Origin of the sequence: Microcoleus sp. (assembly GCF_049646505.1) — a bacterium.
Classification (GTDB): domain Bacteria; phylum Cyanobacteriota; class Cyanobacteriia; order Cyanobacteriales; family Microcoleaceae; genus Microcoleus.
Genome location: NZ_JBARVX010000645.1, coordinates 1 through 6,717, shown reverse-complemented (window position 1 = coordinate 6,717; position 6,717 = coordinate 1). Strand labels below are relative to the sequence as shown.

The following is a 6,717-nucleotide window of genomic DNA, read 5'->3' as shown; positions in this document are numbered from 1 at the left end:
GTTTGTATCCGAGCTTGACGAAAGCCTGAAACCCTGATTATACCGTTAGCGATTGAAAACTGTCCGAAGTGTTGGTTGCCTTAATTATGCACAACCGATCGCCGGAGAGTGATAAACTGACGATCGGAGTTTTCTCCGATAGAGGCTGGCGAAGTCAAAAAAAGTTCGCCGGAAGATACTAGCGCAGCGCACAGACGGGTGGTTGAGAGAACAAGCGTGCTGGGATGAGAACCCTATTTATACCTAACAAATATTGGGTGGCGATCGCAATAGGCCCCGTCGAGTTGCGCCCACAAAAAAGTTCTGAGTTCAAAAGCTTTTTTCTCGAAGCATCTGAGTGTTACTTTAAGGTTCGTAGTGAGGACTTTAGTCCGCATTCAAGAAGGACTAAAGTCCGAACGATCAAACCTGTTTTAGAGTAGTGAATCGAGCCGACACGCTCTTAAAAAATCTGATAAAAAGATAGCCTGATGTCAGTAGCAACTCACATCAGGCACTATCAGCTTGCACGATCGCGCAAATAAAGTGTTTGTTACCTGTCAACAGTCAACCGTCAACAGTCAACCGTCAACAGTCAACCGTCAACAGTTACCGGATGACAGCTAAAGCACCGGCACCTGCTGCTGCTACGGCCGAGGTAAGAGCGGTAAAAAACAGCCACCAAGAAGCAACTTCGGCTGCTTTCCGAGTTTCTTCGGCTTGTTTTTCAGCTTGAAGTTTGATGCTTTCAAGGCGAAGTTGGGCTTCTTGCTGCAAGCGTTCTGCTCTTTGCAACACTCTATTGCGGGTGACTTCAATTTGGTCGATCAAGCGGTTGGCATCGGCTTCGGAAATGTCCTCGCGGGAACTCATTAGTGCTACTAAAGTATCGCGGTTGAAATGACCTAACCGATCGCGCAAAGCATCAAATCCGGCTTGCGGATCGTCAAATAATTGACGCACGTCCCGCGTAATCCCTTCATAATTTAGTTCGGGGCGATCGAGCGAATTGAGGTAATCCCGAACTTTTGAGAGAATCCCGTCAATTACCGACTGAATGCCCTCTTGAATTTTCTGGATTTGCAGTGCGAATTGGTCGCGCACCGACAAAATTTGATCGACAATCCGAGCAGCTTCTGCTTCGGAAATATCCGGCCGCTGAGACAGCATAGAAATCATAGTCTCTCGATCGATGTGCGACAGACGTTCGCCCAAACTGTAAGCGCCGACTTTTGGATCGTGCAGCAGCAGTTGGAAGTCGCGCTTGATGGCTTCGGGATTTAATTCATCCTTGCCCGTATTTCGCAAATAATCCTCTAAAACGCTCTGAAAATCGAGCACTTGGCTTTGCACCCGCTTTGCCAAACGGCGCGGCGCTTTCGCTATCGAACCCAGAGTTTCCTGCACTTGGTCGATAATTTCATTTACTTGTTCCTCGGTCAAATCTTCTCTCTGAGAAAGCAGTTTTACCAAAGTATCGCGATCGACCTGAGACAAGCGTCCCCGCAGCGCTAAAGCCCCTTCCTTGGGATTTTCCATCAGTTTTGTCAAATCCCGCTGAATCCCTTCAGGATTGAGTGCTGACTTGCCAGTATTGCGGAGGTAATCGGCCAGGGCGGTGGTAGTTTCGTCGTACTGATCCTTAGCTTTTTCTGCCAGTTGTTGCGGTGCTTGGAGCGCGCTGTGCCAAGTTTCCTCAGCGCTGTCAAGAAGCTGATTTACTTGGTTTTCGCTGAGGTCTTTCCGCTGAGAAAGCAATTTTACCAAACTATCGCGATCGAACCTAGAAGCTCTAGCTCTGAGCGCCCACATTCCCGCTTCTGGGTTGTCCAGCAGCGTTTTAAAATCGCGCTTGATACCTTGGGGACTGAGTTCTGATTTGCCCGTAGACTGCAAGTATTCTTGTGCTTTTTGCCACTGATTGTCTAACCGGACTTGCGCCGCTTCTTGCAGACCTTTAGCATCTGCTAAAACGACATCTCGCGTCCTTTCCAACTCGTTGACAATTTGTTCTACTTCCTGGAAGCCAAAGTTTTCGCGGCCTCTGAGAATTTGCACGAAACTGTCGCGGGTGTAAGGAGAAAGCCGATCGCGCAACTGTTCGTAACTCGCATCGGAATCCTCTAATATTTTTTTAAAATCGCTCCCGATACCTGCTGCTGTCAGCTCTTCTTTCGGCGTCAGCTTCAAATAAGTTTCCACCCGCCACTGCAAATCGCGAGCTTTTTCTTGCTCCTCGGCAAAGATAACGGTTTCTAAAACTCGCCGTCTTATTCCTTCTAACTCCTGGGAAATTTCTTTAATTTTGTCTTGGGTAAAAACCCCTCTACTGGCGAGAGTTTCGGCAAAATTAGACTGTTTGAGTTTTTCTAATTCGCGGCGCACAGTTCCCGGATCTGCCGTAGGATCGTAGAGCACGTCACGAAATTCGCGCTCGATCGCTTGCGGGTTCATCTGCCACGAATAAGTGTTGAGCAAGTAGTTTTCTACGTCGGCGCGGATCGGGCTGTAAGTTTCGGGTTCGCCCTTGACTTGAGCGGTAACTTTATCAGCTTGCTGGCTAACTTTATCTTTAGCTGTTTTGAGCTGACCGACTGCTTTTTCTACATCAAAATCGGAAATATCCGTGCGGCCCAAAACTATTCCCATTAAAGCATTAATTGCCATTGTCCTGGCTTGGGACATCATGGTGGGGCTTTGGTCGGAATTTTGACCGCCTAGATTGCTGAGGGCTTGTTCTACCCTACTTCCCAATTGATCTGAGACTAAATCTCCCGATTTAGCAGATTTGAGATAATCTACCAATTGGGCGATGCCGTCTGATTTGGAATCTTGTTTTCCTACTTGTTTCCAAGCATCTTGGAGTTGGTCTACAATCCGGTTTACGTCGCGCTTTGACAAGTCCGATCGCGAGCTTACTAAATCTACTAGAGTTTGGCGATCGAGATTCGGCAAATTTTCCCCAGCAATCGTCTTGAGTTGCGGATCGTTAAGCAGCTTTTCAAACTCGCCGCGCATCGCTTTGATGTCTAATTCCGGCGGTTTCAGGGCTTGGATGTAGTCTTCGACATTTTCCCGCAAGCTGATGGGGTCGATCGCGCTACCGAGTTCGTGTCCCACTGCGGAGGCTGCTGCTTTGGCTGTGGCCACTACTTGGTTGCTGGCTGCTTGCGCGCCGAGGGCTGCGGCTGCGGTGCCAAAAATCGCTTGAACGCCGGATGTCGCGGTGTTGACGACGGAACCGATCAGAGAACCGACGGTGGTGGAGCTCACCCAGACGAGAAGTGAGAAATAGGCAGCCCAGACAACTAAACCGACTATCGCCCCCAAAACCGGACTGGTAATCAAGCTGAGCTTAACTGCTAGCAAGCAAGCGAAGAATAGGGCGACGGTGACAGTGATTAGCGTCCAAGTGCCGACTTTGCTGCCGATGTGGCGCACTGGCGGGCCGCTGCTATCCGACTGGTGTCCGTCATCGTGGGATTGTCCGATGTAGGAAAGACCCGCAGCTACTGATAAATTCGTCAGCAACAGTTGGAAAGCGCAGGCTAGAACGACTCCAGCGATTAGGGCGATAAAAAATTGCGGCCCAGAATAGAGGAGTGCTGTTTCTTCTACTGTGTTTGTAGTTGTAGTCGGTTCTACTAGCACTTGGGCCAGCCAGAACCCGGTGTTATACATTTCTGGATTTATTGGCAAATTTTGATACATAGTATATGCCTCGCTAAAGGGTGGGTACGCGCGATCGCTGGCGCGAGTTGACTAATTATATAGTTTTAGATTCGTGCCCCCAATGGCAAGCATCGCCTTATTGACGAGCTAAAGCATCCCCCTACAGTCGGAATTGTACAAATATGTCTGCGGCCTATTCTCAATTGATCACTATTTGTGCTATGTCAATTTTGTTTGAGTTGTGAATTAGACTTTTTTAACGAAGCGCAATATTTGTAGGGGCCCTTTTAACCAACAATTTTTCATTCACATCCAAAATATTTATAATATCTATAAACCCGCCTCCACAGGACGAAAAAATTTTATAACAGGGAATTTAACGGATATAATATTAGTTATTCAGCTTCAAGGAATTCGAGAGTGCAGCGAGAAAGTCATGCAATTATTATTGGTGGCAGTTTAGCAGGACTGTTGGCCTCTAGAGTATTAGCCAAACATTTCGATCGAGTCAGTATTGTTGAACGGGATTTTTTCCCCGAAAAACCCGCACCCCGCCCCGGAATTCCTCAATCCCGTCACCTTCACATCCTTTTAAATCGGGGGAAAATCATCCTAGAACAGTTGTTTCCCGGCTTGGAAAACGAACTGGTAGCTGCTGGTGCTCCTAGGTTAGATCCGAGGTCGATCCGGTGGTTTAGTCCGGCGGGTTGGGCCCCCCTATTCAGCCCGGATCTAAATGATTTAATTATGTTCAGTCGGGATTTGCTCGATTGGCAAATTCGCCGTCGCTTGGCTGAAAATACGAACGTGCATTTCCTTGAAGGAGGCACAGTAACGGGGTTGCTGGCGAATGCCTCGCGCACGGAAGTTGCTGGCGTGTCGGTGCGTTTTCGCGATCGCCAAAACCCAGGCAATATTCACGAACAAAATTTGAATGCAGATTTAGTAGTCGATGCTAGCGGAAAAGTTTCTCAAACACCTAAATGGTTGAAAAAACTCGGCTATATACCGCCTCAAGAAACGGTTATTAATGCTTTTGTAGGCTATGCCACCCGTATCTATGAATGCAGCGGTAAATTGTCAGACACAGCGCCAGTATTTGTGTCAACAGCACCGCCATTTCGCACTCGCGGCGGTGGAATTTTCCCGATCGAAGGCAATCGCTGGCTGGTGACTCTCGGCGGGGGCGATCGCGATTATCCCCCCGCAGATGAAACAGGTTTTGTAGAATTTGCCCGCACTCTCCCAACTCCGATAATTTATCATGCAATTAAAGATGCGAAACCGCTAACTCCTATTTCGAGTTATCGAGGTACTGAAAACCGTTTGCGCCACTACGAGCGCCTCCCTCGTTATCCTGAAAACTTGGCAGTTATCGGTCATGCTGTTTGCGCTTTCAACCCAGTTTACGGCCAGGGAATGACGGTTGCTGCACTGGATGCTCAGATGCTCGATGAATGCCTGCTTCTTCAGCGGCAGCGCTATCCTGAAGGCTCTTTAAAAGGTTTCTCTCGACAATTTCAACAAAAACTAGCAAAATTACATACAATTCCTTGGACATTTGCCATCAGTCAGGACTCTCGCTATCGGGGAAGTGAAGGTGCAAAACCAAACCTCGCTACGCAGTTGATAATAGATTACATGGATTTGGTGTTAAAAGTGCTTGTAGATGATGCTAAAGTTTGTCAAGCTTTTTTGGAAGTTCTGCACATGATCGAGTCACCTGCTGTATTTTTTCATCCCCGTATTGCGGTTAAGGCGATCGGGCAATTAGACAATTTTAAATTCTATAAGTAGCGAAACCGCTGAACCTAAGTCCCGCAGTAAGTTCTGCCAATGATATCAGGTTCAATCTATGACCATCATAAAAACGGTTTGTAGTGCCGCACTACGAACGAATATGATTGCGGTTAATCGACCGAACATGATATAAGTTTTGAGTAGGTGATTATCATCCAAAAGTTACAAAATCACCCACCTTACTCCTACCATCCAACAACGCAGAAATCGTTAACACCAATCGAGCTAGCATTGACTCCCGTTAACGAAGCAATTACTTCTCCACTTCCCTTGAATTTAATCAGCGCATTGTTATTGTCCTGACTAATTTCTAACCTCTCAAAACTCAAACCTCCCGACAATCCGATGAAATCATAACCTTTAACAAAATCAGAGACAATATCAAATCCGCGATTCATTCCTAAGACAAAAGTATCGTTACCCAAACCTCCGATGAGACTGTCGTTCCCTAAATCTCCTGACAATAAATCATCGCCAACGCAACCGAGTAAGGTGTCATTATCTTCACCTCCATAAATTGTATCATTCCCTTCGCTACCGTCGATTAAGTCTTGATTTTCGTTACCGCTGAGGAAGTCATCTCCTGCACCACCGCACAAAGTATCGTCTCCGAGTTGTCCGAATAGAGTATTATTGCCTTCGCTGCCGAGCATTAAATCCCGATCTTTTCCGCCCAATAAGATATCGTTTCCTTTGCCACCGTCCATAAAATCTTGACCTCGATTGCCAAAGATTAAATCATCATCTTCTTTGCCGTTAATTGAATCATTACCCTTATTCCCGAAGATAATATCTTCACCAAAGCCGCCAAGAATAATGTCGTTTTCTTTGCCACCAAATAGAATGTCGTCTCCCCGATTGCCGTCAATGAAATCATCGTTTTCATTGCCGTTAAAAATATCATTAAAATCGCCACCAAATAGGTTGTCGTTGCCAGTTAAAGCATCGAATATATTGGGACGGCTACTGCCAAAATATGCGTCGTTTTGGGGAGTGCCAATTAGTAAACCGGGGCGACCATTGATAATGTTATCAATTTGTTGGTTGGGTTGGTTGAGATTGGGATACTCAATTTTATCGCAAATGCAGTCTCGATCGGGCGTTGCAGTCGGAGTGGGAGTAGGAGTGGGAGTGGGAGTCGGTACAGGCGCGAGATTTACAAGCGCCGAAATCGGGAAATCAAAGGGATTTTCATCGCTATCATTATTGACAAATTCCAGTTTGCCTGTTTTATTCCCTGCTGTCGTTGTATCAACTTCAACTTGC

General features: G+C 46.8%; 3 protein-coding genes. 1 reads left to right on the top strand and 2 read right to left on the bottom strand.

Translation table 11 applies throughout. From position 1 onward, the window contains the following. Window positions 1-588: 588 nt before the first annotated feature. The gene (locus WBA89_RS29665) at window positions 589-3,690 is read right to left on the bottom strand and encodes an MFS transporter (RefSeq protein ID WP_424411237.1); all 3,102 of its coding nucleotides are present in this window, start codon (window positions 3,688-3,690) and stop codon (window positions 589-591) included. Window positions 3,691-4,071: 381 nt separating this feature from the next. Between WBA89_RS29665 and WBA89_RS29660 the strand changes: the two genes are divergently transcribed. Beyond that, window positions 4,072-5,448, top strand: coding sequence for an NAD(P)/FAD-dependent oxidoreductase (locus WBA89_RS29660; protein WP_424411235.1), 1,377 nt, complete (start codon window positions 4,072-4,074; stop codon window positions 5,446-5,448). A 188-nt stretch (window positions 5,449-5,636) separates the two neighbouring features. Here WBA89_RS29660 and WBA89_RS29655 read toward each other — a convergent pair. Next, window positions 5,637-6,717: calcium-binding protein (locus WBA89_RS29655; protein ID WP_424411233.1), on the bottom strand; the 1,081-nt coding region annotated here is incomplete at its 5' end.

Excerpts from the sequence above, each read along its gene's own strand:
- WBA89_RS29665 (WP_424411237.1), bottom strand. The coding sequence starts at position 3,690 with ATGTATCAAAATTTGCCAATAAATCCAGAAATGTATAACACCGGGTTC.